Here is a 25,840-nt window from a genome sequence, read left to right as displayed (position 1 = left end):
AACTTCGGCAGCCGCCTTCACCGCTCTGCCCCATGACTCCTGCCAAGATTTCAATGGAAGCGGAGTGCCATCGGGTTGCCGTGCAGCATGAGCTTTGTCGTCCTGCGGTGGAAGGGGCGGGCCGCGAAAGACCCCGTCGGAGTCGAGCAGCGTGTAGCTGGGGGAGATCGGTAGGAAATCGTGGAATTCGACATTGAGCGGCCGATCCCGGGCCAAGTCGATCAACAAATCAGGGACCGAGACCGGCTCGGGATCCCCGACGGCACAAGCATACACCACACGCCGGCGATGCAGTCGATGGACCAGATCGAGAAGAACTTCCCGCTCTGCGGTTGCCCCCGCTATCGCCTCTTGCCCGTGCACTACGAGTTCGAGCCGGTAGCGCAAGGACCCGCCCAGGCGGAGAACCACTGCCACGGGCAGATCCTTGAGCCGGTCTTGCAGGTATAATTCTACTCCGCCCCCCATCGAATGGACGACAAAGACCGGCACCTCCTCGACGTCCGACAAGCTGTTGGCCCAAGCCAAGGCCAAGGCCAACCGCGGCGTCAGCAGCGGATCCTCGCTGATGAAGTTCTGCACTGCACGGTCATAACCTGGATAGCGGCGCTCGATCACCGCGTTGTTTCGTTGGACCAATCGAAGCTTTTCCTCTGAGCCGAAGCTTTCACCGCCCCGATGCTCGACGAAAAGACCTGGCAACCCGAGATGACGTCCCCCGAGAGCGGCAGCGCGACGGCACCAATCCACCTCTTCTCCATACCCGCGCCCGAAAGCCGTGTCGAAGTCAGGGATTTTTTCCAGAAAAGCTGGATTTACAGCCATGCAGAAACCAACGCCCGTCGGTGCCTCTGCTGGCGACAGCGCGGCGGGCAGCTGACGAGCTGCCGCATCAATCGCATCCCCCTGCCCCGGCTCCAGCACAGTGCGCCGGCAGATCGATGGAACCGAATAGATTTCGGCATCATTCGACATCGGCGTCACGGTGGCGACCTGCGGATCACCAAGTATCGGAGCCACGAGTCTCGAGGCCCACGCGGCAGGAACAAAGGCATCGGAGTTCAGCAGAACGACTGGATCCTCGGGATGCTCTCGAGCCAATGCAAAACCCTTGTTCACACTGCGGATGAAGCCCAGATTCTCGTCATTTTCCAGGAGTATCACCTCAGCGCCGGCTTCCCGCAGCGCCGAAACCTCCTGGCAAAGCCAAGGGCGGACGCGCGGATCCGACGAGGCGTCCTCAATCAGCAACAGACGGTAGCGCAGGTCGGTGTTCTGCACCACTCTCCCAAGTACCTCGGGCAGCAGGTCATAGGCGTTGTAGACCGGCAGGATGATCGTGATCCGCTGCTCGCTTGGAGCGGATTTTGGCGGGCCTTCGGACGATATCAGCCCCGGAGAAAGTGCGACCACTTCGTGGACGATACCGAGACCCAAGGCGTCACGTACTTGTCCCCGTGCCCAAGGGTCTTGCGTGAAGAGCGCTTGGATACCAACCGGAAGGACCGGCAGCACATCACGCAGAAATCGTGCCATCAGCTTCAAATCAGCCTTCAGCCTTGGGAGCCAGCCGGGCAGTGGCAAGGAAAGCGAATACCGCTGTCCCTCTACATGGAGTTCCAGAGCGATTGAGGACCCGAAGCGAGTGGGCCCCGGCAACCGAAAGAAGAACCCAGCCGCCCTTTCGAGACCGAGCTTCTGCGTGACGTCGCTCCGGACCATATCCGGAACCAGAGAGACCTTGATCCCGTGGTTCTCCGCCTCCACCACATCAGCCACTGTCCAGCCGGTGATCTCGACCCTGTTGCGACGCAACTCAATCCTGTCCGCGTAGCCGAGAAGTAGCCCATCAGGGGTATGCAGCGCGTGCGGGCCAGTAGTGATCACGCGATGACGTTCTGCGTAGCGAAGGTAGAGATGGCGAAGATGGTTAAGCATTCAGTGGTCAAGCCGGTCCATCATTATGGCGCAGCAACGACATCAGTTGCCGACCGTAATCATTCTTGCCGAAGCGATGCGCGGTCTCCGCGAGGCGGGCAGCATCGATCCAGCCTTGGGCATAGGCGATCTCATCAGGGGAGCCTGTCTGGAGGCCCTGCCGGGTCTGCAGCGTGCGAACGAAGTTTGCGGCATCGAGCAGGCTGGTATGAGTGCCGGTGTCGAGCCAAGCATAACCCCGCCCCATCCGTCGAATGTCGAGGCGCCCCTCTGCGAGATAACTCTCCAGCAACGAGGTGATTTCAAGTTCGCCGCGGTCGGAGGGAGTGAGCCGGGCAGCCCGTTCAGGCGCCGTGCCATCAAGAAAATAGAGCCCGGTTACCGCGTAGTTCGAGGGCGGTACCTCGGGTTTCTCGATGATGGCTCGCACTTTGTCGTTCTCATCGAAGCTCGCCACCCCGTACCGCTCCGGATCCGAAACGTGGTAACCAAAGACCGTGGCCCGATCGGCAACCTCGCCAGCCTCTCGCAGCATTTTCGGCAAGCTGTGGCCGAAGAAGATGTTGTCCCCCAGCACCATGGCGGAAGCCGCCCCGGCCAGGAAATCCTCGGCCAGCAGGTACGCTTGGGCCAGCCCGTCCGGGTTCGGTTGCTCGATCCAGGTGAAGTCCAAGCCCCATTGCGAGCCGTCATTGAGCAGACGACGAAATTGGTCCTGGTCCTGCGGCGTGGTGATGATTGCGATCTCCCGAATGCCCGCCAACATCAGTACCGATAGCGGGTAGTAGATCATCGGCTTGTCGTAGACCGGCAGGAGCTGCTTCGACACGCCCATCGTGATCGGGTAGAGCCTTGTGCCCGAGCCTCCGGCCAGAATGATCCCCTTGCGTGCCGTCATGTGTTCAGTTCCCTCAGTACGGCGGAAAGGCCGCTCTTCCAATCTGGTGCGGTGATACCGAAATCCCGTTCAATCTTAGCGCAGTCGAGTCGGGAGTTCAGTGGTCGTGTTGCCGGTGTGGGATAGGCTGACGTCGGAACGCCTGTGACCGTTACCTTCCGCTTGGCCTGAGCAAATGTTTCGCGCGCGAAACATGCCCAACTGACAGCTGGATGACCGGCAAAGTGATAGGTCCCACCGGTCTGCCCTGCCGCCATGGCTCGGGCCATGACCAACAGCGCTGCGGCAATATCTGCCGCGGGAGTTGGGCCGCCAATCTGGTCATCAACCACCGAGAGGCTATCCCGGCTATCCGCGAGGCGCAGCATGGTCTTCACGAAGTTTGACCCATGTGCGGAAAAGACCCAGGACGTGCGCATAATAACATGAGGACCGCCCGCTGCTCTTACCGCTTCCTCCCCAGCAAGTTTCGAGCGCCCGTAGGCATTCGGAGGTGCCACCGGCTCCTCCGGGCTCCAAGGGGCGGAGCCACTTCCAGGAAAGACATAATCGGTGGAAACGTGCAGAAAGGGTAATCCGCGGGCGGCACAGGCGCGAGCCATAGCCCCTGGGGCCTCTCCATTAATCTTTAACGCCAGCGCCTCCTCCGTCTCGGCCTGATCGACAGCAGTGAAGGCCGCGGCATTGATAACAGCCTGGGCATCACAGCCCGCGATGGCGGCTTCACAGGTCAGGGGATCGGTCAGGTCTGCCACGGTGCGGTCCAGCGCGATCAACCCCGGCCCACCTTGCCGCCTCAGTTCTGTAGCGACCTGCCCACTATATCCGAAAACCAGGAGCTTCATGCAGTTCCAAGCCTCCGCCCTACCCCGTCACGCTCCTGCAGTGCTCGCCACCAATCTTCGTTCTCAAGATACCAGCGCACGGTGCGCTCCAACCCTTCGTCCAGCGTGACCGAGGGGCGCCAGCCCAGCTCCTCTCGAATCCGTGTCGGATCGATCGCGTAGCGCAGATCGTGACCGGGACGGTCAGACACATGCTGGATAAGAGTGGAATAGGGCCGGCTCCATGGCTTCAGCCGGTCGAGGATGGCGCACAGCTTATGCACCAGTTCAAGGTTGGTCGCTTCGTTCTCACCTCCGATGTTGTAAGACCGTCCCGCCCTGCCCCGCTCCAGCACCGTCAGCAAGGCCTCAGCATGGTCTTCGACATAGAGCCAGTCTCGTACGTTCTCGCCACTGCCATAGACCGGGATCTCCCGGCCTGCCAGCGCATTCAAAATCACCACCGGGATTAACTTTTCGGGGAAATGATAGGGTCCGTAGTTGTTGGAGCAATTGCTCATCACCACCGGCAAGCCGTAGGTCTCGTGCCAAGCTCGGACCAAATGATCCGAGGCAGCTTTCGACGCTGAATAAGGCGAATTGGGTGCATAGGGTGTCTCTTCGGTGAACTTCCCCGTGGTCCCCAGGGAACCGAAGACCTCATCGGTCGAGACGTGGTGAAAGCGGAACTCTGCTGGTCGGCCCAAACGCTCCCAGTGGGCGCGGGCGGACTGCAGCAGGTTGTAGGTGCCGGTCACGTTCGTCTCGACAAAGATTCCAGGGCCGTCGATCGAGCGGTCGACATGACTTTCGGCCGCGAGATGCATCACTGCCGTTGGTCGATGGCGTTCGAATATCCGGGCAAGTGCCTCCGGATCGCGGATATCGCTGTTCTCGAAAGTGTAGAGGGGGCTCTCGGCCACTTCAACAAGGTTCTCGAGGCAGGCGGCATAGGTGAGCGCATCGAGGTTTACCACCCGCCGCCCCTGCGACACTGCCAACCTGACCACTGCAGATCCAATGAACCCGGCACCGCCGGTGACGAGCAGGGTCATTCTGGCGCCTCCCAAGCAAAAGGCGTCTCTGTTTCGCGCAGGAGCGGTGCCGCGGCATCCTTGTCCGAGAGCACCGCCGTCTTGGGATCGATCCCCCAGTCGATGCCGAGGTCGGGATCGTCAAAGCGCACCGACCCCTCCGCTTCGCGTGCGTAGAAGTCGGAGCACTTGTAAGCCACCGCCGTGTCCGGCGCACGGGTTACGAAGCCGTGCAGGAAGCCGGCAGGGATCAAAAGCTGACACCGGTTCTCGGCCGAAAGCACTGCCCCGGCCCAGTGCCCGAAAGTTGGTGAGCCCTTACGAAAATCTACCGCGACATCAAGAATCTCACCCGCCAGAACACGCACCAGCTTGGCTTGGGCATGGGGGGGCGCCTGATAGTGCAGCCCGCGCACGGTGCCCGGCAGGTGCGAAACGGACTGGTTGTCCTGCACGAAGGTTGTGCTGATGCCAAGCGCCTTGAATTGACGGAGGTTCCAGCTTTCCCAGAACAATCCTCGATCGTCGGCGAAGGCTCGAGGCGTGAGAATTACCACCCCATCGAGCGTTGTCTTTTCCAATTCCAAATCTCAGTCCTCTCGTTCACAGCCCTTGTATCCGAGCCCTAGAGTCTTGTCGTTGTTGCGGCGATCCCGGCTTTGGCTAGCGGCGCAGTCGTCCCAGCAGTCCGCCCCTGCGGCTCGGCGCGGGGGCGGCATGAACCGAGAACAGCTCGTAGACCCGCAGCGCGAGCGGGTCGTGGGAGAGCCGTAAAGGTTCCGGCGGCTCCAGAGCAACCTTGCGCATGTCCTCCTGCAGCGAACTCAGACCCGCGGCGCGGAAATAGCCGAAGAGTTCGGGTGCGGTGATCCGGTTCAGCTCCTCGTAGCGCGCGAACATCCATTCCGCACTGCCCGGCCCCTCTGGCTTGCCCTCGCCCGCCGCCAGCACCCGCGCGCGCAGATGGTGATGCGGCAACATGAGATGCGCCCAAGGTTCATCAAGGAAGGCCCGCAGGTGTGAACCAAAGGGCGAATAGTAGAGCGGTGCGATCTGGCTGATGACGAGTCCGCCGGGCGTCAGCGCGGCTCCCATGTCGGCGACCACCTCAGGCAGGATTTCGCGGTCCACATGTTCCAGCACCGACCAGCTGAAGATCACGTCGGCCTGCAGCCGCTCGGCCAGTCGATCGCCGGGCTCGATCTGCTCGTAGCGCAGGTTCGCGGGCCATACGCCCTCGAGATGTGCATTCGCGAAATCTCGAGCGTGCTGGAAGGCGCGGGTGATGTCGAGACCCACCACTTCGGCGCCGGGATAGGCATTGGCCAACGCCAGCGTCTTGATGCCGCGACCACAGCCGAAATCAACGATGACTTGGGGATCTCTCCCCGCATGGGCGGTGATCGCGTCCCGGATCTGGGCCGGGCTAGCGATGTAATGAGCGCGGAACTGCGGATCTGATGCGGGGGAGTTATTCATCGCCCGACCTTGCCGCGCCGCGGCGGAGACGGCAAGTGGCATCAGATATGCCCCAGCTGCGCCGCGAAGTGCAGCATCCGCGTCCCCAGCCTGCTCTGCCGGGTCAGCCCCAGCTGGCGAAAGGCGGCGACCCGGGCGCCGCCGCGGACGCCATCCAACGCGCGGTAGCCTGCAAGGCAGGTGCGGGCCTCCTGGGTCAATAGCGGCGCACACGCCTCCAAAGCCGCCACGTTCGAGGCGACCCATCCCTGAGCCTTTCGGTCGCGCATCAGGACGTAACGGGCGACGAAAGCGCGCAGGCCCCAGCGGGCCCCGTAATGGTTGTCAGCATGCTGGCGGTAAAGCAGCAGCGGTTCTGGGTCGAGATGAATTTCCGCCCCTGCCCCGGCCAGAAGCTGGTAAATCCACCAATCGTGATGCGGCACTGGCTGACGCCCGGCCTGACGGATCAATGACAGCGCAGCAGGATTCAACGTCGTCGTGTGACCAGACATGATGTTTTGCACGAGCGCATTCCCGAAGGAGGGTCCGCGGGGCCACCCTTTCGAGACCCGCCGTCGGCCTATCGTCTCATCTGTTATGAAGAACCGTGCCGCCCATCCTTGAGGGGGTGCCTCGGCCGCTCCGTCGAGTGCTCTCGCGGCTCGAGCTAGCTTATCAGGCAGCCAAACATCATCCTGGTCGGACAGTGCCGTAAGGCCCTCGACCGGTAACTCCGGATGGCACAGCAGCGACAGGAAATTTGCAGCACTCCCCTGTCTCGGCCCCTCGAGGATCCGTTCGACCCGGCCAGGGTTGGCTTCGGCAAAATCTTCAAGGATTTCTCGGGTGCCGTCGGTGGATCCGTCGTCACTGACCCAGAGTGACCAATCGGTGTGGGTTTGGGTGTAGAAGGACTGGAGCTGTGCGCTCAGCCAACGGGCGCCGTTGTAGGTGCCAAGCAGAATACGAACGTGGCGCGAGGCCATGGGGAGGCTCCTTGCCGTCATCCAATCCTGCCAGATGTCTTGCCTGATCCCCGCATGGCGGGCAACCACCGCCCTGCCCTTAGGATGTTTCGCGTTGGAGCCGACCCTCGGCCCACGCCAAGAAAGCGCGGTCAGGCGCCGTAAGTCGGGGCTGACCGGAACTTTCCCAAAAGCCCAGCCATTCTGCCTCAAGCGCGTGCACATCGTGCCCCGGAGCCAATTCGCGTAGCCGATCCAGCGCTTCGGCTGAAACAGCGGGTCGACTGCCCGGCGCAACTTCGGGACGCAGTCGGGTCACCCGGATAACGTCGCCCGGCTCTTCGGTCAGCCGGTAGTCGGGCAGGTTGTCGTCTTCGATCATCCGACGTAACGCGGCGCGAAACACCCGGATCGGGGAGGTGGATCCGGTCTTCTTGTGCAACGTGGCGAGCGAGATGCGCCATTCCGGCTGCCGGCCGCAGTGTTTACGCGCCAACTCGTACACGCGCCGCTCAAGCGGCTTGCGCAGGCGGAAGTAGTCCCGCGAAAGGGTAAGTACCGACTTAGCCAAGACTGCGCGGTACAGCCATTCGCTGAGCGTCACGGTGACGCTGATCATCCGGCCACCGCGCGACCGGCGAACGATCTCCCAAGCTTCGATCAGGCCAAAGCCGCGGGTGGCCTCGATGCCGCCAGTCTCCATGTTGGTTGTGATCCGTGTCCCGGCCAATCGCTCGAATGCTTCGCGCAGTCGAGTGTAGCCATCCCCACTAGTATCACGGTTGGTCGCCACCAACAGGTCATGCGCCTTGAGTTGGAGCGTGCGGCTCACTGCACGCCCAGCGTTCACCGCAGCCATCAACTGGCTGATACAGTAGATCAGGATGTCCTTGTCATGGATCGTCGCCCGCCCCCGAACGGAAGGGGTTACCTCAACGCTGGTACCATTGTGAACGTAGCTCAGAATCCGCCGGTCAGGCCGCGTGGAGAGGGAAAAGATTGGATGCTCCATCGTGCCCAGGTCATCCTTCGGCGCGGCATCGAAGATGTCACACACGAAGAAGTCCGCCGTCGGATGGCGATCAGGCAGCAACCCGCGCGCACCCGGGTTGGTCACTTCCGAAGCCCCGTCCCGCCCCTGCATCTTGTCCCGTTCTTTCGCACCCGAGGGTAGCCTGCTGCTGTTGCATCCGGCCGGTTCGCCGGGCTGTCCCCCGTTTCGGGGTTTCAGTGACACCCTAGTCTTGTCCACAGCACCCGTCCAGCGAGAGACCAGCAGCTTTCGGGGGATCAGAGTCGCTCATTCCGTGGGATCAGAGTCGGGCCATCGTGGGATCAGAGTCACCTCTGACCTGGCCGGAGAACCATATATCACTGTATTTAGTGGACTATTCGTGCGCACTTAGAAGCTCTCAGAGACCGTAACTTATACTAACATCTTACTAACTAAGAGATTTGGCCCATCGAGCATTCAGAAGCGCTTCTCGCGCCCCTATCAGCATCGCCCAAGACGCGAATCTGCGAAGAAAAGCTGAGCGGTTTGGCTCTTTGTTTTCAAACTTCTTTCGTGTAGCGTCTTTTGTAGTATCCTATCAAAAACAACGCACATAGAGCGTGGGGCTTAAGCAAGGGCAGGCCATGAAAGCTGATAGAAGCGACGAGCTTCCTCCTTATTTCCGCATCGATCCAGATCAGGCTGCTCGCGCTTTGGGAGCTCCAATGGAAACCAACGGCTTCGCGTCCATTGCCGCAGCATGCGCGGAAGGGCGCGATGACCTAGCCGGCCGGGGACTTCAGGAAAATGGACGCCGGTCACTTCGGCTGTTCTCCACTTGGGAGATCACGCGCTATCTGATCCCGGTGGCCCAAGGCCATTTCAGACGGGTTCTGAAGCAGAACCCTGCACTGCCTCAAGGCCGCTCTGAGACCGAAGGGGGCGCGAAATGGTTCACCCTCGATGAAGTACTGCGGTTGCGGGCCCATTTCGCTGCTGAGGGCTCCAAGACAAAGAACTACCGGCCCTACCGGCCTGAAGGGTTGCCCGCGAAAATCATGGCTGTCGCGAACTTCAAGGGTGGCGTTGGCAAGACTTCGACCGCAGCGCACTTGGCAATGTCTGCAGCGCTCGATGGCTACCGGGTTCTAGTCATCGATCTGGATAGCCAAGGCTCCATGACCTCGATCTTCGGGGGTAAGGTCGACGACGAGTGGCAAACCATCTTCCCCCTCTTCGCCCGCCACTACGGCAGTCACCTGCGTATTGAGAACCAGCGCCGGCTTGATCGAGGGGATCCCCCCCTGCCCTTCGATGACACTTTGGCGGAGGCGATGGAGATCCGTGCGCCCGATCTCGTCCAAGCGACCCATTGGCCCAACATCGATCTGATCGGCGCCCAGTTGAACCTCTACTGGGCAGAATTTCAGGTGCCGGTCTGGCGTATGCAGAGCCGAGGTTGGAAGCTCTGGGAGACGCTAAGTGACACTTTGGCCTCAGACGGAATCCTCGATTCCTACGATCTCGTTATCCTCGATACACCTCCCGCCCTCGGCTACCTGACCATCAACGGATTGGCCGCTGCAGATATCCTGCTGGTGCCACTTGGCGCGTCGTTCCTCGAGTTCGACTCGACGGGGCGTTTCTTTGACATGCTGCACACGACCTTCAATTCGATTGAAGAAGGCGAGAACCTTGCTGCACGCGCACTCGGGCGCGAGGCAATATACTTCAAGTGGGACGCCGTTCGTGCCGTGCTCACTCGTTACGATGGCACGCAGCAAGCCGAACTCGCGGCTCTGATGCAGGCCTATTTGGGCACTACCCTTTCTCCACACCGCCAAGGCTTCACGGCACTGATTGGTCAAGCAGGAGAGCAGGTGCAGGGGATCTACGAGGCCGATTATCGCGACTTCAACCGCGAGACCTATGCGCGTGGCCGGGAGACATTCGATGCCACCTGGGCAGCTGTGAAGTCGCTGGTGATTGGCGCATGGCGGCGAGACGAGCTAGCCGCGCTGACTGCGGAGGAGGCGTGATGTTTCGCGCGCGAAACATGGCGAGTGGACGGGCAGGGGGCTTACTAAGCCGAACGCAGAAGGCGACGGTTTTGAGGAGGATGGAACATGGCCAAGCGTAAGAGGCTTTCCCCGGACCCAATGATGGGGGGTGTGGCAGCTACGCAAGAAGGCAAGCCAGCCTTCCCCATGAGCATGCCAGCGCATCGGCCACGGCCTCCAATCGCGGGTGTGGCGGGGGACAGCGCCTCAGCTGCAGCGGCGGAAGAACTGGCAGACGCCCTGCGACGGGCCCGCGAAGATGGGCGCATGGTGATGGAGTTGCCGCTCGAGGCGGTGCAACTCGACTACCTTATGCGGGATCGTATCACTGCGGACCCGGAGGAGATGAGAACGCTGACCGAAAGCTTGCGACTGCGCGGTCAGCAGACGCCAGTAGAGGTTGCCGACCTGGGCGGCGGACGCTTTGGGTTGATTTCGGGCTGGAGGCGCCTCAACGCGCTGAAGGGGCTAGCAGCGGAGACTGGCGACGCTCGTTTTGGCACTGTTCTGGCCCTGGTACGACGCCCGGGTGAGGCGTCCGAAGCCTATCTCGCGATGGTCGAAGAGAACGAGATCCGAGTGGGTCTCTCCTACTACGAGCGCGCCCGTATAGCGGGGCGCACTGTAGGGCAGGGCGTCTACCCGGATGCTGGCACCGCGCTTCGTGAACTTTTCCGCTCAGCCAGCAGGGCGAAGCGGTCCAAGATCCGTTCCTTCTTGACGGTGGTCGATGCCCTCGATGGCACGCTACATTTTCCGGAAGCGCTTGGGGAACGTTTGGGCTTGGCGCTCGCCAAGGCTCTGGAGGCGGATCCGTCTCTGGCCGGCCGCATTGCGGAGGCGCTCAAGGCCGCGACCCCTGACAATGCCGAGAGTGAACAAGCGACGATCTCTGCCGTCATGCAAGGGCCGAAGCAGGGCAGGGCGGTAGTGGCCCCTACTCGCGAGAGGATTGCCGAGGGAGTGGATCTCGCGACCGGCTCCGACGGCACTCTCACGTTGCGGGGTAAGAGGGTCGACGCCGAGCTGCGCGCAGCGCTGATCACTTGGCTCAAGCAACGGGATAGGACAGCGAGATGAACTCATGACCGCGGCTCCGCGTTCGCGCCGCCTGGCGGCCAAGTACGCCCGACTTCTGAAGTACGTCGTTGTCGCGCCCGCTACAGCAATCGTGCTGAAACACACCACATGGCTGGATGGCAAGGATGGGGCTCCACCCGTCGTGCTGAACTACGCGGCGGATGGAGATTTCGTGCAGCAAGGCACCAATCTGGCCAAGGCCATCGCGAGGGAAGTGCCCTTGGACGACAGGACTCGATGGCTCGATATCGGTTGCGGCATCGGTCGCCTGGCCTGCGGAGTGAAACGGACCCGGAATGTCGGACTCTATGCCGGCTTTGATGTGGTCCGCTATGGTATCCTTTGGTGTCGCAAGGCGATCGACGATCCGCGCTTTCACTTTGAACACGCTGATATCCGCAACAGCTTCTACAACCCTTTCGGACGGATCCGTCCGGAAGATTTCACCTTTCCCTACGCGGACGAAAACTTTGATCTGGCTGTCGCAATATCGGTCTTCACTCATCTGCCTGAAGCGCAGTGCCGTCGCTACTTTGCTGAAGCGATGCGCTGTCTCGCCCCCGGTGGTCGAGCATATTTCACCACCTTCCTGCCAGAGCGCGCTGCGCCAGGCTCGGACTACAGCCTGACCCACGTCATAGGAGCAGCACGGCTCGAGCGGCTCGAGGAGCCTGATCTCGCTGTCGGCTATTCTCGGAACTTCTGGGAAGCGCTAGCAGCAGAGCACGGAGCTGTCGTGGAGATGGTTCTTCCGGGAAGTTGGGCCGGAACGCGAAACCTGCCGGACTATCAAGACGTGATAATTTTCAGAAAACTCATAGCTGCTGACACTGATCAAAGCTGTGGAAGCGGATCCTTCTCTTGCGCGCAGCGCTGATCGGCTGGTTGAAGACACGGGAGGCGGCGGCAAAACTGTTACCTACGTTAGCGTCAGGTGGGCCCCATCCACGACTGCGGAAATGTATCAGTTTTTGGATGTATCTTGTTCCGGGGCAGCGGGCTACGGTAGCGTAGGTTCGCTGCCTGCCGTTGTTCGGCCCCGCTTTGACGTTCGCCTGGTCATCGGTCTTTGCGGGAAAAGAGTGAAGAGTTGAAACCTTTGCAGGACCTGAAAACATCCCAATGACCAAAACTTCTGACGACTTGGACGCCCCTGCATCGTCGCGTGAGTTGCAGCAACATGCTATCGCGGAACTGGGACAGAGAGCACTCGGTGACTGCACCTTTGAAGAACTGTGCGAGCAGGCTCTGGACGACCTCACGCGTTGTCTCAACCTCCGCTATGTGAAGCTGCTCGAGTTAAGCCCCGGGGGCGAGTATCTCACGATGGTGGCCGGCCGCGGCTGGAGGCCCGGTCTCGTCGGCCGCGTAAAGGTGCCGAAGGATAGTGGTTCCCAGGCAGGGTTTTCACTTCAAACCGCCGAGACTGTGGTTGTTCAGGACTTCGACACGGAGACGCGCTTCGCTCCCCCCAAGCTTCTCAGCGACCATGGTATTCGATGCGGTGCGAGCGTCATCATTGGCCCGGTTTCCAATCCTTGGGGCGTGCTCGGCGTGCATGAATCCGAATTGGGCCGCTGCTCTTACGACAGATATGATATCGATTTTGTGCGCTCGATCGCCAATATCCTTTGGCTGTTCGTCAAGAACGCGGCCGACCGGGCAAAGGCAGAGACGGAGCGGCAGGCCCTCCGTTCCCTTGCGGATGCCATGCCCATTCTGTTTGCCGTGGTGAATCGACAGGAGCGTTATGAGTTCGTGAACGACGCCTACCGCGTCTTTGGTGAGCCAAGCCGGCTTATTGGCAAGCGGGTTCGTGATGTCATCGGCGCCAAGGTGTATGAAACGGTAGTACCCTACGTCGAGCGGGCGCTCAGGGGTGAAGTTACACGCTTCGAGACGCGCTTGCCGCTGCAGGGTGAGAGGGAGCGCGATGTGCTTGTGACCTACGCTCCTCGCTGGAGAGGGGAGGGCAAGGTCGACGGTTTCTATGCCGTCGTCGTGGACATCAGCGATCAGAAGGAGCGCCAACGAGAGATCCTTGAGCGCACCCAGCACTATCAGGCTATTGCGGATTCAATCCCATATGGCATCTGGACCTGCGATGCGGCAGGTAAGCTGACTTATGTGAGCGGATCCTTCCTAGAGCTGATTGGAATGACGTTCGATGAAGCCCGTGACTTCGGCTGGGTCTCGCGCTTGCTGCCTGAAGAAGCCGAGGAAATCGAGGCCGCCTGGAAGGCCTGTGTGGCGGCTAGACAGGACTGGAAGCGAGAACACCGGGTCTTAGGAGGCGATGGCCGTACCTATGACATTCTCGCCATTGCACGCCCTGTCATCGACAGCGAAGGCCGGTTGACCAGCTATGTCGGACTGAACCTCGATATGACCGAGTGGAAGCAACGCGAGGACACCCTCAAGCTGCTGGCCCGGGAGCTGGATCATCGCGTCAAGAACGTGTTCTCGCTGGTGCTGACGATCGCCCGCATGGCGTCGCGAACAGCGAATGACGTGGAGGCATTCCGCACGGCCTTCGAGGGGCGGATCCAGTCGCTCTCCGTTGCTCATGAACTTATCGCTGAGGCTGATTGGAGAGGGATGTCTCTTCGTCAGCTCTTCGAGGCTGAACTCGCACCCTACGACGTGGGAAACATCTCCGTAGAGGGGGGGGATGTCTTCGTCGCCGTAGAAGCAGTCCAGCCCCTGGCACTTGCAGTTCATGAGCTGGCGACGAACGCCGCCAAATATGGAGCGCTAAGTCGCGCCTCTGGAAAACTCAAGGTTATCCTGAGAGGTGACGTGTCAGGGGGCGTGTCGGTTGACTGGCTCGAGAGTGGTCTCGTTAACGTGCCAGCTCCAGCACATAGCGGCTTTGGAACCAAGGTGCTCGAACGGGTGTTGGCCATACAGCTTGGCGCGGTGGTTGAAAAAGACTTCCGGAGCAAAGGGCTTCACGTAAAGATTTTGCTTCCCGAAACCTGCTTGGGCGGGAGCAGGTGAATCGAGGTCACTTGTTGAACATACTGATTGTGGAAGACGAAGTTCTCCTCGCGTACGATCTGGCTGACCTGCTGGAAGACTTGGGTCATCGGATTGTGGGCCCGGGTATGTCGGCGGCTGCGGCATTGGGCCTGATCGCAGATCATACAGTCGATTTGGCAGTCTTGGATTTCAACCTCAGGGAGGAGACCAGTGCACCGGTCGCGGACGCCTTGGCTGAGAGGGGTATCCCCTTCTTTTTCCTGACGGGCTATCGCAGAGATGCACTTCCGGACCGCTTCTCGGATCGCGTTGTTCTGGCCAAGCCTGTCCGGACTTCGGAGCTCAGCTCGGCGCTGCGGGTGGTCGCGCCGCAATAACGCCCGGCACCAATACGGCTCGGAACTGGAGGACTGGATCCACGTCTTCTCCTCGATCGGCATGTATGTTCTGGCCGCCTTCGCTGGCATGGCGACCATCTTGATGGCCTCACCGGTCCAGGAATAACCTTCGTTGAATCAACAGCCCCGGTAGGTGGAAGCGCCGTCGCCTCGTCGTGGGACAGGTGTAGCGACGGCGCTTCTCTGGACGCCTCTGTGGGGAAAAAGGCGGCGTCCGCGGCCGGCCGACATGTGGCAGCACGTCAGCGCGGGCCGCCGGAGGTTGTCGTCGAGACACTGGAATGACAATGCGGCCATGCTCCTCATAGATGCCGCGTTGCGAATATACCTCGCTTTCAGCTGAAACGGAGGGAACCTGCTGCGCCGGGGGCAGGTGGCCAGCTACGCTTGCAAGAGCGCCAGTGGGTTTTGGGAGGCGAGGGGGGGCAGGTCACTCGGGATGTGTACGAACGGGGGATGCCACATTGCTGCCCCGAATTGGTGGCACTGACCTCAACCCACGCGTGTCATGTGAGTTCTTGTGAGCGGTAAGAAGGAGTACATCTGTGGAACGGACCGCCGAATTTCTCCGAGCCAAGCGTATCACCGCCGCTGCTGCTTTCACCGTGCTGGGTATACTGAGTGTCGTCATCATCCGCCAAGACAGTTTGCGACACCTGGACAAGGTCCGCGATCACGTGGCTGCAGATGCCAATGAGGTCGCGCACGGACTGGAAGACAAGCTCTTCTTTCTAGAATTGTTCGCTGACCGATTGGGAATAGTGGCAGGCATCTCCGGTGATGTCTCTCCGGAGATGTTGGAAAGGACGGCCGACGAGATCCTCCAATATTACCCAGATATAGTCACCGTCTCCATCGCACCTGATTTGAAGATCACGCATGTTGCGCCGCGTCAGGGGAACGAGAAGGCGCTCGGTCTGGACTACAGAGAGACCCCGGGTCAGTTTGCTTCGGTGTCGGAAGCCATTCGCACAGGCTCTACCACCTTGAGCGCGCCGACAGAGCTTGTCCAAGGGGGACGCAGCTACATCCTCCGGCATCCGGTGTTCGTCCCCGGAAACGAGGGGGCAAGGGGCGATCTGTGGGGTGTGGTCTCCATCGCGATCCCCGAAGACAAGCTGGTGCACCCTCTCGCATCTGACAATCAGCATGGCGCCATCGGCCCACTGGAGATCGCGTTCAAATCCCTTTCCGGTGATGGTCGCATATTGGGGAACCCGGAGGTCTACGCGAAGGATCCAGTTCTTCAGGGGGCCGAATTTCTCAACAAGAGATGGGAGGTCGCAGCAGCACCCTCGAACGGATGGCCCAGCACCTCGCCAAATCTGCTTCCCATTGTGGCTGCCCTGCTGGTGTTGACGGTGATCATGACGGCCATGTCCGCGTGGATTCAGAGACTTTCCAAGCAACGTGAGAGGGCGCTCAAGTTGCTGACGAATGCTGTCGACGCGTTGAACGCGGGCTTCGTGCTCTACGACGAGGACGACAGACTCGTGATTTGCAACGATAGGTTCGCGGCTCCTTTTGGCTTGACCAAAGCCGAGATGCGGCCGGGCATGAGATATGCTACCCTGATCCGCCTGACGGCGCCGTTTCGAGCTCCTGAAGACCAGAGCCAATCGGAAGAGGACTGGATCGGGGAACGGCTCCACCGCCATAGTTGTGGCCAGGAATTCGTGGTGAGGGAGCCGGATGGGACCTGGGTCAAAGTGTCCGAGAGGCGCACGGCAGATGGGTTCTCGGTAACCGTGGTCTCCGATATCACCGAGCAGAAGGACGCACAGCTGGCAGCGGAAGCTGCCAACCGCGAAAAAACCGAGTTCCTGAGCAACGTGACGCATGAACTTCGCACGCCGCTCACCGTGATCAACGGCTTCGCTCAGCTGCTGGCGACAGACACGTTGCTTCCTCAAAGAGGCCAGTTCCGCGCGAGCTTGGCGGAGCCTGCTCCCAGGTTCTCGAGAGTGCGCGAGGCTGGTCTGGCTCTGGACGCCGCGGTGGCACAGTATGGCCACAGGATTGCGGGGTCCGCGCAACACATGCTGACAATGGTGAACGACCTTCTCGACTGGGCGGAAGTGGAGAGAGGAAGGCTCCACTTGGAGCCCCGCGATGTGTCAGCCGAAAACGTGGTGAACCAGGTGCTCGACGACTTGCGTTCCCAAGCCGAAGGGAAGGGGTTGGCCCTGTCGGCAGACTGCGAGGGGCAAGTGATCCATGCGGACCCCAAGCGACTTCAGCAAGTGCTCTACAACCTGATTGGAAACGCCATCAAGTTCACCGACTCCGGCTCGATCATGGTGGGCGTGCGCCTCATCGAAGACGCTGCCGTCTTCGTCGTGGAGGATACGGGATGCGGGATCCCGGCCGAGCATATTGAGCGTATCTTCGAGCGCTTCCATCAGGTCGATAACTCTTCGACCCGTTCCTACGGAGGCTTCGGTCTGGGGTTGGCCATTGCCAACGAAATCGTCTCGGCTCACGGTGGTCGACTGTGGGCGACCAGCATCCCGAACAAAGGGAGCCGCTTCTTCTTCACACTGCCGCAGGGGAAAGCCGTAACAGCGATGGCAGCCTGACATTCTAGGGGGGCAGGTGTTGTTTTTTCCGGGCCGCAATACTGCTTCTGCCACCAGCTGCTTTTGCTGCCGTGTGGGTCTACGCCACCCGCTAGATGACGATGCGCATGCTCTGATCTTAACCTAGGGACTGCCCTGGCTCAAAGTTTGTGGCTCGGTGAGCCAGGGCACTGCAACGCTTTTGAGATGCCGCAGCGTTGCAGTTTGACTACTCTGGATGGGTTCCACGCGGAGATCAATTGTCTTTGCAACAGGGTCACTAGTTTTCAGCTGCAAGCCAGCAGGCCGTCACGGGCGAGGGTTGGAATGTCGCTGCTTCCTCATGGAGTGATGTGAGCAGCGGCGAAAGCGGGCGGAGCCCGAGCGCATCGCCGCTGCGGTGATCACAGGAGAGAGCCAGGCAAGATCATCCTCTCGCTCTCGACTTGGCTCAAGCCCTGGTCTTTTGCGGGGAGCCAGACAGCATGGAATGGGTAGCTAAGATCCTCGTTCACCCTCTTGAACCAGGCGGGTGACATCGAAGATGCTGAACCAGAGAAGGAGTGTGAGAGCCTTTTCTCCACGCGCGATCGGGACACTACACTTCAGTAAACCTAAACCCTAGCCACTTGAGCCAGCCGAGAAGAGCTACAGGGCGTGGAGGTGTATCAGCTCGGCCCGAAGGCTTGTTTCGCGAAGCCTGCGAACCAAGGGCTGCCACGTGGCGACGATGATGTTGCGGTGATGGGGAGGGGCGAGGATACGAGAGCACCTCAAGCGCCTGAATCTCTAGGTACCCCGACGCGCACCCCACTGTTGCCGACAACGTCGGCAACAGTGGTTAAAGGCTTGTTCATCTACATACCTATTATAACCTACTTAGTCTCTAAGAACCCGTCAACTCCTTCTAACTGTTTCATGCACCTTTAGCTCCAAACTAGGGACTCTTCGGATCCCTGCTACGCTACGCTACGCAGGGATCCTCGGCCCCTAGTTTGGAGCTGAGGTTCTGAGGTGAGAGATCCCAGAAGGAAGGTGCGGTCGTCTCTACTGCACGCGCGAGGCTTGGGGTTCTGCTGGCTCCCTCTGGCTCTGCATTGCTACCGCGGGAACCAGGGGCGATGCCGCGGAGGTCGCCTGACGCGGTTCCCGGCGCCTTTGGAGAAGGGCGTCTTCGCCACGCCCCCAGAGGGCGTCTCTGAGGGCCATCTCGTGGCTAGGCATCCCAACTACCAAAAGAGAGAACATGCCCACTCAGAGGCCGTTTCTCGGGCTCCTGAGGGCCATCTAGGGCTCGATAGGTATTCCGCTGGTTCCCGAGTGACAGGAGATGCCCCATTTTGGTCGGCTTGTTGATGTCGCCGGATCCGTTCGGGCCTGAACTTTTTTCCATCTTCGTAGGGCATCGCGCTGTATACGAAACCTATACCCTGATCCGCGGACGGATGCGAGCTCCGCAAGGAAGGCATTGGCACAAAATGCACATAAGAATCCTTACACGTAATCTCCTGGTATGCTTGCCCAAGCCCTGCCCCCGGCACTCAGAGGTGCTAGAGTCGGTCTCGCTTGTCCAGCACGATCAGCACGATGAACACCATCCCGAAGACCAGCGTGAACACTCCGAAGAAGTGGGTGATGATCGCTGCCATCGAGAGGAGATCGGCCAGGAAGAGCATCGCGATCGAGAATGTGAGCAGGCAGGCTGTGATGAAGAGCATCAGGGGATCTCTCTAGATACTGGAGGTTTGTCTGGGTCTCGAGGCCGGTAAGAGATGAGCCCGGCATCTGAGGACGCGGAGTTCCCTTCTCGAGAACGGAGGGCCAGCGAGCGTTGCTGAGAAGTTCAACTCCTAAAGGCTGGGAGTTGAAGGCAGGAGTTAACTTCCGAATGCGTCCGCCAACTGCTGCTCAGGGGAGTTAGGAGCTAGGGCGTTATAGGCCATCTTCTCGCGGTAGGCGCCTTGCAGGTCGTAGCCGTAGGCGCCGGCGTAGTCGAAGATGCGGATCAGGGTGTCGGCGAGCTCGACTTCGGCCATGCGGCGGTGCGGGAGCTTGTCGTCCATGAGGCCCTTCCGCTCACCCTCCATCGCCTCCGAGAGCTCCGAGTGCATCAGGCAGATCAGCTCGCCCTTGTTGCGCTCGATCGGCTCGCCGGTGTGGATGTCGAGCCACCATTTGCGGTTGGCCTCGGGTTGATCTTTCCCAAGTGTGATGAAAATTTCGGCGAAACCCCGCAGAGGCGTCCCATTGAACATCCTGAAATCACTTGGTCCAGCGGTTGCCCGCGTTTCAGCTGCGGAGGCACTGCGGGCGGGGCTTGGCGCCCTGATAGGATTGGGGCTGACCGGCCTGTTCCTGTTGTCCCCCATCGTCGATCTGGACCTTGGCCTCTATCTGGTCGCGCCTTTTGGCGCTTCCTCGGTCCTGCTGTTCGCAGTTCCAAACAGCCCTCTAGCGCAGCCCTGGTCGGCGATCGTCGGCAATACAGTCGCTGCTCTTGTCGGGGTGGCGGTGTGCCTTCTGGTGACGGACCCCGCCTTACGCATCGCGCTTGCCGTCGGGCTCGCCATCACGGCAACCATCCTGTGCCGCGCGGTCCATCCGCCCGCAGGAGCTGTCGCGATGACCGCGGCCATGTCGCCGGACGCCATCGCGCATCTTGGTTTCTGGTTTGCCCTGACGCCGATCGGGGTCGGAACGGTGTCGCTGGTTCTGCTTGCAACCCTCTATGCGCGGCTCACAGGACGCCACTACCCGTTCCGGCAGTTTGATGATCCGAGCAATCACGGGACGAATGATCGCAATCCGATGGAGCGTCTGGGGCTCTCAGAAGAGGCGCTGACAGGGATTCTTGAGCGCTATCGCCAGTCGTTCAACCTCGGTGTCGAAGACTTGGCCCGGCTGATCGGAGCTGCCGAGTTGCAGGCTGCGACGCAATCCTCGGGACCTTTGACTGCGGAGGACATCATGTCCCGCGGCCTTGTCACAGTCGCCCCTGAAACCCCGCTGGGCGAGATCGCGGATCTGTTCCGGCGACATCGCTTCACGGCGCTCCCGGTCGTCGGCGCGGATCAGTCTTTTCTTGGCGTGATCTTCCAGATACACCTCATCAGCCAAGCCCGCGAGGACGCGCTGCGCCTTGATCGTGGCTTTGCTGCCGCGTTCCGACGCCTTCTGGATGGGAACCGGGAAAGGCCGATAACTGCAGCCGACGTCATGAGCGTTGCCGGTCCTCGTGCCAGCACCAATACCCCCATTGCCGCATTGTTGCCGATGATGTCCGAGGGGGATACGGATGCTGTTCCTGTGCTGGAATACGCAAGGATCGTCGGAATAGTGACGCGAACTGATCTCATTGCCGCGTTGGCGCGAAGCGCTGCTCGCGCCGGGACCGGCTGACTGCCTCGCAGGCGATGGCCAAAAGGTCCGCAACGCCAACCACCCCAGGTCGCGACCTCCTCGCAAAAAAATCCCCACCGTTTGAGATGGGGATAGGTGGAAGTCATGTGTACCGGGGAGCCATCACGGGTGAGATGACCCCACTGGACAGGAAGTAGCTTGATGGGCGCAGGAAGAAAGGCAAGCTGCTTCGACGATCTTTCACCTGCTTGGCTGGCCCGACAGTTAGGACCTAGGAAGTCCTAGGGTCGTTGGGGGGTCTTGGGCGCTGGTCAGGGTTTAGGAGTTGAAAAACCCCTACGGCCCAGTTTCTTGTCGTTCACGCCGCGGCTGAGGGGTTCGGAAACCCCCTTTCCAAAAGTTGAAGCCTAAACCCTAAAGCTGCTGGCGAAGTTGGACGGCAGGCGATGCTCGGGTATTGCGACCCGCGGTCGGAATGGTGGACGAGCCCCGTGCTCTTGACCGGGCGACGAACTGGACAGCCAGCTTAGTCGCGCACAAGATGAGTGTGGAGTGATGACGAGCCTGAGCGCTCTGCTTATGCTGCGCGCTGTCTCCATCTCAAAAAGGCGACCATCGCCAGCATCTTCTCGAGGTAGCTTTGTTCTCCGCTTTTCCGTGGCAAATCTCCACTTTCGATCCAGAGGTTCGATTTCGGGAGGACGATTTTTCCCTTCAGTTCTCGGTCATGGGAGATGACCGAGTATTTCTTCGCTTCGAAAAAGCCTCTCGCGGAGGTGAGGTTTGGATAAGCGACTTGGTCTATCGGCCTGAGGCAAGGGACCAGATGTTGAAGGCTTTCGATGTGGCTGCGGCTGAGTTCAAGACGACGATTGCCGGAAAGGTCGTCAGAATGACGAGCATCGCGTCTGGCTCCTCCGGCAACAGCGAAGTGGTCGATGCCTACGACACGCAGAGTACGAAACTGAAAGCTATCGTGGCTGCATTGGGGCGCAGTTACAAAGATTGCTTCCTGGACACCAGTCGGCCGGGAAGGTTTGACCTTGTCATGAAGGTGCTTTGATCGAGAAGGATATAGCTGCGCACTTAATCCGTGGTATCCAATCAGATTACATGCGATACCGCTGGTTCATGAATCCTCCCTGACACCCAAGGAATAAGTGATGACGGAAATCAATCTGCGCGGACTGGATAAGAACGAACTCCTACAGCTTCAGAAGGATGTCGCAAAAGAGCTGAAAGAGTACGATGAACGCAGCCGTAAAGAAGCCCGGGCCAAGCTAGAGGCTGAGGCAGCCGCTCTCGGTTTTACTCTAGAAGAACTGACCGGAAAAAAACCTATCAAGAAGGCGAACCCGCCGAAGTATGCTCATCCGGAGAACCCCACAATGACTTGGTCCGGCCGCGGGCGCCAGCCGGCTTGGATCAAGGAGCACCTTGAAGCTGGAAAATCCCTGGATGACCTGCAGATTAGAAAGTGACGCCGAGCATCCTGTAATCACCACGGTGTTTCGAGTGTCTGTGTGATCACGGTCAGGAACCGACATGGTGGCGAGGCCAGGTGTTTGGGTGGAGGTCAGCCTTTCGCACCTTGGTTACGGGCATAGACATCCTCGTATCGAAGGATGTCGTCCTCCCCGAGATATGCGCCGGTTTGCACTTCAATTAGGACCATGGGCACCTTGCCCGGGTTCTCTAACCGATGCACAGCGCCGAGAGGCACGTAGACTGACTGGTTCTCAGATATCAGCTTCACTTCGTCGCTAATGGTCACCCGGGCGGTGCCTTCGACAACGATCCAATGTTCTGATCGATGGTGGTGGCTCTGGAGGCTCAGAATGCCTCCGGGCTTCACCACGATCCGCTTGACCTGGAAGCGAGGGCCGAGCGCCAAGGTTTCAAATCGGCCCCAGGGACGAGCGTCCCAGGGGAAGGATTCGGCTTGGGGCGCTTCACGAGCACGCAGCGCGGCCACGGCATCTTTGACGTCTTGTGCCCGCGAGCGATCGGCAACCAACACTGCGTCCCGGGTCGCGACGACAAGTGCGTTTTCGAGGCCTAAGCCCACGACCTCGAGACCCGTGTCTTCCGATCTCAGCAGGCTACCCTGACAGTCGATTGCGGTAACGTTGCCTTTTAGTGCGTTGCCGCCATCATCCTGAGTCATTTCGCGGGCCACCGCGTCCCAGTCGCCGAGGTCTGACCAGGTTGCAGTGAAGGGGACGGTAGTAATGTTGTCAGCCTTCTCCATGATGGCGTGGTCGATCGAGATGTCAGGCAAATCGCTCCAAGCCGAAGCATCTAGCCTGTGAAAGTCGAGGTCGGCCTTTGCGCCCTCGACTGAAGCGCGTACCGGGGCAATCATTGCAGGGGCGTGCTGTTCAAAGGCGGAGATGATCGCCCTGGCAGAGAACAGGAAGATCCCAGCGTTCCAGAGGAAGGTTCCAGCCGCCAGCATCTTCGCAGCGCTGGCGGCATCAGGTTTCTCGATGAAGCGCTTTACTGGAGCCGGGCCGAGGCAGTCTGTCTGCCCAGAAACTTCGATGTACCCGTAGCCTGTCTCCGCCCGCGTCGGCTTGATGCCAAAGGTGACCAGTTCGCCGGCCTCGGCCGCGGATCGTCCTGCCTCGACGCAGGCGATAAAGGCAGCTGTATCGGGGATCGCGTGATCAGAGGGCGCCACCAGCATCAGTGCATCGGGGTCGTTGCGGGTCAGCCAAAGTGCCGCTGCCAGCACCGCCGGAGCGGTGCTGCGCGGTGAAGGTTCGATCAGAACATCGCCAGATGGTAGCCCCTCCTCGGCAATCTGCTCAGTTACTATGAAGCGGAAATCTGCGCCGGTAACTACCAAGGGGGGTGCGAAGCTAGGCCCCGCCACTCGTCGGGTAGAAGCTTGGAACAGGCTCTCATCCGAAATCAGTGGCGAAAACTGCTTGGGAAAGCTCTTTCGAGAGAGTGGCCAGAGGCGTGTACCGGCACCACCGGCAAGAAGAACGGGAACGATTGTCATCTTGTAACCTTACTGCGCACGGGCATCTGCCTTTGCTTATAGGGCCTGACTGTAGAGAAGGAGGAGACAGAAGCTCGGCAGCTCCCTACACAGCATCCCTTTCCGCAATCCTCGGACGTCCGATGCCATCGTAGGCGACGAACCCAGCTTCGGCAGCGGCCTCCGCGGAGTAGATGTTGCGGAGATCTGCCATGCGCGGCACTGCCATAGAGCTAGCAATGCGCGAGAGTTCGAGCGCGCGGAACTCGTTCCACTGGGTCAAGGTGACCAAAAGGTCAGCCCCCTCGGCCGCGGTGTAGACATCGCTCACCCATTCCACGCCAGGCAGCAGAGCCTCGCCCTCTTGGCGGCCTTGCGGATCAATCACGCGCACCTTGGCTCCCCCGCCGACCATTGCGGGTATGATGGTTAGCGCAGGAGCATCACGCATGTCATCGGTGTTGGGCTTGAAGGTTACTCCAAGCACCAGCACGGTCTTGCCGTTGAAGCTGCCGTCGCAGAGATCGAGCAGCTTATCGATCATCCGCCGCTTCACCTCCTCATTGACCTTCACAACCGCCTCCACGATCTGGAGGGGGCTCGCATGCTCTTGGCCGATGCGCGCCAGGGCACGAGTGTCTTTGGGGAAACAGGACCCCCCGTAGCCGGGGCCGGCGTGCAGAAACTTGTTCCCGATCCGTCCATCCATGCCGATCCCCTTGGCCACCTGCTTCACGTCGGCGCCAACCTTCTCACAGAGCGCTGCAATTTCATTGATGAAGGTGATCTTGGTGGCGAGGAAGGCGTTTGCTGCGTACTTGATCATCTCCGCACTCTCGAGGTCGGTGGTGACGATCGGAAAGTCACGCAGGTAAAGGGGGCGATAGATCTCGGCCATCACCTTACGGGCGCGCTCGGTCTCAACGCCGACGACTACCCTATCGGGCATCATGAAGTCGTTGATGGCGGAGCCTTCGCGAAGGAACTCCGGGTTCGAGACCACATCGAATTCAAGGTTGGGATTGGCTTCGGCGATGGCCGCTTGCACCTTGCGGTTGGTGCTCACGGGTACGGTCGATTTGGTGACCACGACGATGTAGCCGGTGGCGGCGGCGGCGATCTCTTGGGCAGCAGCCATGACATACGATAGGTCGGCATGGTGGTCGCCGCGCCGAGAAGGCGTACCTACCGCGATGAAGACCGCGTCTGCCCCATCGACCGCCTGCGCCAGGTCGCCCGAGAAGCTCAGCCGTCCGGCGGTGACGTTACGGGCCATCACTGCGTCGAGGCCAGGCTCGTAGATCGGGACACGGCCGGCCTCAAGCATTGCGATCTTGTCAGGGTTCTTGTCGACGCAGATCACGTTGTGACCGAAGTCCGAGAAGCAGACGCCCGACACTAGGCCGACATAGCCGGTTCCGATCATGGCGATTTTCATAAGGATGTATCTCTCTGCTCTGGCTGTTGCAGGTTGGCGGGGCTGGCGTCGGCTGGCTACCCGGTGCGGCGTGGCCTTGAGGTGCGAAGCAAGGGGATCAGCGGGGCGTGGCCGGACAGCCCATCAAGATGAAAAGACGTCATTTGTGCAAACAAGCCTTGCGAGCAAATAGATGTGCTTTTCGGATCGTTAGTCGCTTTGTCCTGACCTATCAACCGGAACTCCCGCGCACAGGACAGGCGTTGCAGACGATGCCTACTGTCAGGTCACTCCGGGGGCTGTTCATTCGGGCAGGCTGTCGGTGTCGCGGTGGTTGGATTCCAGCGCCCGATAAACTGTCATGCGGGACACGCCAAGGTCACGAGCAACTTGAGCCTTGGAAATACCCTGGGAGACGAGGCTGCGGATTGCCGCGTCATCCACCCGCTTCTGTCGCCCTTTATAGACCCCACGGCTCCTCGCGGCCTTGATCCCGGCGCGTTGCCGGTCACGGATGAATTTCAGCTCCATGTCGGCAACCATACCGAGCACTGTGATAACCATCCGCCCCATATCGCCGGCGGTCGTGATCTCTGGCTCAAGAACCCTGAGCGAGGCCCCCTTACCATCCAGCTCATGGATGAGGTTCAGAACGTCGCGGGTTGAGCGGCCGAGCCGGTCCAGCCGGTGCACGACCAGCTCGTCCCCGGAGCGCAAGAACTCCAGGACGGTGTCCAGTTCGGTGCGGTTGTCGCGAGACGCACCCGAGGCGGTCTCGGCGCGGACAATCTCGCACCCGGCCTCCGGCTCTGTTGCACAAATCGTGTGAGGGATTCATCTCGTGAATCCAGCGTGGTAGCTGGGATGCATGAGCAGACCTAC

The 25,840-nt window shown here is 60.3% G+C and carries 22 protein-coding genes; 9 read left to right on the top strand and 13 right to left on the bottom strand.

Annotated features, from left to right (window positions below):
- From Q344_RS25390 to Q344_RS0100575, 8 genes are all read right to left on the bottom strand, one after another.
- Positions 1–1,938, bottom strand: a 1,938-nt coding sequence (locus Q344_RS25390; RefSeq protein ID WP_084178246.1) for a glycosyltransferase family 2 protein, incomplete at its 3' end; no start/stop codon positions are given.
- A gap of 7 nt (positions 1,939–1,945) precedes the next feature.
- The gene (gene rfbA, locus Q344_RS0100600) at positions 1,946–2,836 is read right to left on the bottom strand and encodes a glucose-1-phosphate thymidylyltransferase RfbA (RefSeq protein WP_028284951.1); all 891 of its coding nucleotides are present in this window, start codon (positions 2,834–2,836) and stop codon (positions 1,946–1,948) included.
- Entirely contained in the window at positions 2,833–3,681 is an 849-nt protein-coding gene (gene rfbD, locus Q344_RS25385; RefSeq protein ID WP_084178244.1) for a dTDP-4-dehydrorhamnose reductase, read from the bottom strand. Before rfbD ends, rfbA begins: the two co-directional genes overlap by 4 nt.
- Positions 3,678–4,715 (bottom strand): dTDP-glucose 4,6-dehydratase, encoded by a 1,038-nt coding sequence (gene rfbB, locus Q344_RS0100595; protein WP_028284950.1) that lies wholly within the window; start codon positions 4,713–4,715, stop codon positions 3,678–3,680. Before rfbB ends, rfbD begins: the two co-directional genes overlap by 4 nt.
- A complete protein-coding gene (gene rfbC, locus Q344_RS0100590) occupies positions 4,712–5,281 on the bottom strand; it encodes a dTDP-4-dehydrorhamnose 3,5-epimerase (protein WP_028284949.1) in 570 nt (189 codons plus the stop codon). The genes rfbB and rfbC overlap by 4 nt, the downstream gene beginning before the upstream one ends.
- 76 nt (positions 5,282–5,357) lie before the next feature.
- Positions 5,358–6,215, bottom strand: a complete 858-nt coding sequence (locus tag Q344_RS24965; RefSeq protein ID WP_084178243.1) for a class I SAM-dependent methyltransferase — start codon at positions 6,213–6,215, stop codon at positions 5,358–5,360.
- Positions 6,215–7,141, bottom strand: a complete 927-nt coding sequence (locus Q344_RS0100580; RefSeq protein ID WP_028284948.1) for a glycosyltransferase family 2 protein — start codon at positions 7,139–7,141, stop codon at positions 6,215–6,217. The genes Q344_RS24965 and Q344_RS0100580 overlap by 1 nt, the downstream gene beginning before the upstream one ends.
- Before the next feature lie 79 nt (positions 7,142–7,220).
- The gene (locus tag Q344_RS0100575; protein WP_051630174.1) at positions 7,221–8,264 is read right to left on the bottom strand and encodes a replication initiator protein A; all 1,044 of its coding nucleotides are present in this window, start codon (positions 8,262–8,264) and stop codon (positions 7,221–7,223) included.
- A gap of 494 nt (positions 8,265–8,758) precedes the next feature.
- Here Q344_RS0100575 and Q344_RS0100570 point away from each other — a divergent pair, with 494 nt between their 5' ends.
- From Q344_RS0100570 to Q344_RS0100550, 6 genes are all read left to right on the top strand, one after another.
- The gene (locus Q344_RS0100570; RefSeq protein WP_028284946.1) at positions 8,759–10,153 is read left to right on the top strand and encodes an AAA family ATPase; all 1,395 of its coding nucleotides are present in this window, start codon (positions 8,759–8,761) and stop codon (positions 10,151–10,153) included.
- Positions 10,154–10,441: 288 nt separating this feature from the next.
- On the top strand, positions 10,442–11,254 hold the full coding sequence (locus tag Q344_RS0100565; protein ID WP_051630173.1) for a ParB/RepB/Spo0J family partition protein: 813 nt from the start codon (positions 10,442–10,444) through the stop codon (positions 11,252–11,254).
- 4 nt (positions 11,255–11,258) lie between these two features.
- The gene (locus tag Q344_RS25380) at positions 11,259–12,131 is read left to right on the top strand and encodes a class I SAM-dependent methyltransferase (protein WP_084178242.1); all 873 of its coding nucleotides are present in this window, start codon (positions 11,259–11,261) and stop codon (positions 12,129–12,131) included.
- A 245-nt stretch (positions 12,132–12,376) separates the two neighbouring features.
- The gene (locus Q344_RS0100560) at positions 12,377–14,254 is read left to right on the top strand and encodes a PAS domain-containing protein (protein ID WP_028284944.1); all 1,878 of its coding nucleotides are present in this window, start codon (positions 12,377–12,379) and stop codon (positions 14,252–14,254) included.
- Between the two features lie 14 nt (positions 14,255–14,268).
- The gene (locus tag Q344_RS0100555) at positions 14,269–14,613 is read left to right on the top strand and encodes a response regulator (RefSeq protein ID WP_211249899.1); all 345 of its coding nucleotides are present in this window, start codon (positions 14,269–14,271) and stop codon (positions 14,611–14,613) included.
- A gap of 566 nt (positions 14,614–15,179) precedes the next feature.
- A complete protein-coding gene (locus Q344_RS0100550; protein WP_028284942.1) occupies positions 15,180–17,213 on the top strand; it encodes an ATP-binding protein in 2,034 nt (677 codons plus the stop codon).
- Positions 17,214–18,742: 1,529 nt separating this feature from the next.
- Here Q344_RS0100550 and Q344_RS25940 read toward each other — a convergent pair.
- A complete protein-coding gene (locus tag Q344_RS25940; protein WP_156954592.1) occupies positions 18,743–18,910 on the bottom strand; it encodes a hypothetical protein in 168 nt (55 codons plus the stop codon).
- Positions 18,911–19,069: 159 nt separating this feature from the next.
- Positions 19,070–19,447 (bottom strand): nucleoside triphosphate pyrophosphohydrolase family protein, encoded by a 378-nt coding sequence (locus Q344_RS22715; RefSeq protein WP_211249898.1) that lies wholly within the window; start codon positions 19,445–19,447, stop codon positions 19,070–19,072.
- On the opposite strand from Q344_RS22715, the gene Q344_RS0100530 reads away from it, so the two are divergent.
- From Q344_RS0100530 to Q344_RS25375, 3 genes are all read left to right on the top strand, one after another.
- Positions 19,404–20,591, top strand: coding sequence for an HPP family protein (locus Q344_RS0100530; RefSeq protein ID WP_051630171.1), 1,188 nt, complete (start codon positions 19,404–19,406; stop codon positions 20,589–20,591). The two genes, Q344_RS22715 and Q344_RS0100530, sit on opposite strands and share 44 nt — an antisense overlap.
- A 787-nt stretch (positions 20,592–21,378) precedes the next feature.
- Positions 21,379–21,615: a hypothetical protein gene (locus Q344_RS0100525; RefSeq protein ID WP_028284940.1), complete on the top strand. Its 237-nt coding sequence runs from the start codon at positions 21,379–21,381 to the stop codon at positions 21,613–21,615.
- A gap of 100 nt (positions 21,616–21,715) precedes the next feature.
- Positions 21,716–22,033 (top strand): H-NS histone family protein, encoded by a 318-nt coding sequence (locus Q344_RS25375; protein WP_084178240.1) that lies wholly within the window; start codon positions 21,716–21,718, stop codon positions 22,031–22,033.
- 95 nt (positions 22,034–22,128) lie between these two features.
- On the opposite strand, the gene Q344_RS0100520 is transcribed toward Q344_RS25375, so the two are convergent.
- From Q344_RS0100520 to Q344_RS22710, 3 genes are all read right to left on the bottom strand, one after another.
- A complete protein-coding gene (locus Q344_RS0100520; RefSeq protein WP_028284939.1) occupies positions 22,129–23,562 on the bottom strand; it encodes a mannose-1-phosphate guanylyltransferase/mannose-6-phosphate isomerase in 1,434 nt (477 codons plus the stop codon).
- 85 nt (positions 23,563–23,647) lie between these two features.
- Positions 23,648–24,979: a UDP-glucose dehydrogenase family protein gene (locus Q344_RS0100515; protein WP_028284938.1), complete on the bottom strand. Its 1,332-nt coding sequence runs from the start codon at positions 24,977–24,979 to the stop codon at positions 23,648–23,650.
- A 282-nt stretch (positions 24,980–25,261) separates the two neighbouring features.
- Entirely contained in the window at positions 25,262–25,747 is a 486-nt protein-coding gene (locus Q344_RS22710) for a recombinase family protein (protein ID WP_280513589.1), read from the bottom strand.
- Positions 25,748–25,840 lie beyond the last annotated feature (93 nt).

This window comes from Pseudooceanicola nanhaiensis DSM 18065, assembly GCF_000688295.1.
GTDB classification, from domain to species: domain Bacteria; phylum Pseudomonadota; class Alphaproteobacteria; order Rhodobacterales; family Rhodobacteraceae; genus Pseudooceanicola; species Pseudooceanicola nanhaiensis.
This window is presented reverse-complemented; position numbering and strand designations above follow the sequence as displayed.